General features: G+C 48.3%; 3 protein-coding genes. All 3 read right to left on the bottom strand.

Translation table 11 applies throughout. The annotated features are described in order from the left end of the window. A partial coding sequence (locus R7E00_RS23550; protein WP_318124651.1) for a dihydrofolate reductase occupies positions 1 to 108 on the bottom strand: 108 nt, incomplete at its 3' end. Positions 109 to 117: 9 nt separating this feature from the next. Next, the gene (locus R7E00_RS23555; protein ID WP_005459611.1) at positions 118 to 591 is read right to left on the bottom strand and encodes a threonine/serine exporter family protein; all 474 of its coding nucleotides are present in this window, start codon (positions 589 to 591) and stop codon (positions 118 to 120) included. Then, positions 591 to 1,360: threonine/serine exporter ThrE family protein (locus R7E00_RS23560; RefSeq protein WP_318124649.1), on the bottom strand; the 770-nt coding region annotated here is incomplete at its 5' end. The genes R7E00_RS23555 and R7E00_RS23560, both read right to left, overlap by 1 nt.

Consider the following 1,360-nt stretch of genomic DNA (forward strand, 5'->3'; position numbering starts at 1 on the left):
CGTACAACGTTTAAACCAAGCAAAATCCGCAGGAAGATGCCAAGGCATTTGATTATCTTTGCCAATAACGCGGTTGTCTGCCATCGCGGCAATCATACTAATGATCATGTCGGGTCCTTATACTATCGGTCTGCGGCGGTAGAATAACAGCCCAGGAACTGCGAGGCCAACTGCTAAACCAGCAATAATAAACATGGCTTTAAGAAAGTTCTCCATGCAGGTCGCAATTAACTCTGGCGAGTAACCCAAATGGTTAATTTCCACCATCGCTATCATCGCTTTGTAAGCAAAAACGCCCGGCACCATAGGTATCAATGCAGCGACAGTAAACACTTTTGGATGAGCCAAAAAGCGGTGAGACCAATGAACCCCTATCATGCCAACCAAGGTGGCAGCGAAGAAGGTCGCCCACTCAATCGGTACTCCAAACTGCATCATCAAGTAACGACTTCCGTGACCAATCGCACCACCTACCGCGCAATAGATCAAAGCTCGCTGTGGCACATTAAACACCAACGCAAAGCCGACTGCAGGGATGGCAGCAAAAAACATGTCATTGAGCAAACCGAGCGTTAAATCAAAAATATTCATTAAATTGCCCACCCCCAAATACCAGTTACACTCATTGCCGCCACAATGCCCAAACACGTTGCTAACGTCAGCAAACTGGCCATTACAAACCGAGCAATACCCATGTTAATGTGACCTTTTAGCATGTCTGCTACCGAATTAATCAGTGGAAAACCAGGCACCAACATCAATACCGACGATGCCATCGCTACGGTTGGTAAATTACCAATTTGGTAAATTTCAGCTTGAGCAGAAATCAACGTAGTTACAAATGCGGTAGCAGCAAAGTTAAGTAATGGATTGAAGTGACGATGGCCTATCTCTTGGCGCACGATCATGCCACCAGCCGAGGCCAAGAAGGTCATAATCCGTCCGCCCCAATCGCCACCCGCTAAATGGCTGAATGCCGCGCATGATAAGCCAATCATAAGCACCACTAGCCAGCGATTGTACCGTTCTGGGCTGATGGTATTCAGTTTTTTCTGCGCCATGGCAGCATCGAGTAACCCGCGCTCCATCATGATACAGATGCGTTGAATTTGCGTAATAACGCGCATGTTGATGCCACGATCGGCACAGCTTCGAGTAGTGGTGATGCAGTGTCCATCCATTACGGTCGTGACAACCAAGGCATTGGCTGAGAGGGCTACAGCCACTTCATGCACGCCACAAGCTAAGCCAATACGACGCATGATATCGCACACAAGCGTACTTTCTGCGCCATGGGCCAACAGCATTTGTCCGGCTTGAGCGACAAGTCGAGAAATGGAGCGTTGGTTAGATACCGTCA

The sequence above is a fragment of the Vibrio sp. Vb1755 genome, assembly GCF_033338635.1.
In the GTDB taxonomy this organism is placed as follows: Bacteria; Pseudomonadota; Gammaproteobacteria; order Enterobacterales; family Vibrionaceae; genus Vibrio; species Vibrio alginolyticus.

Coding starts and splice junctions, on each gene's coding strand:
- R7E00_RS23555 (WP_005459611.1), bottom strand. CDS start 591: ATGAATATTTTTGATTTAACGCTCGGTTTGCTCAATGACATGTTTTTT.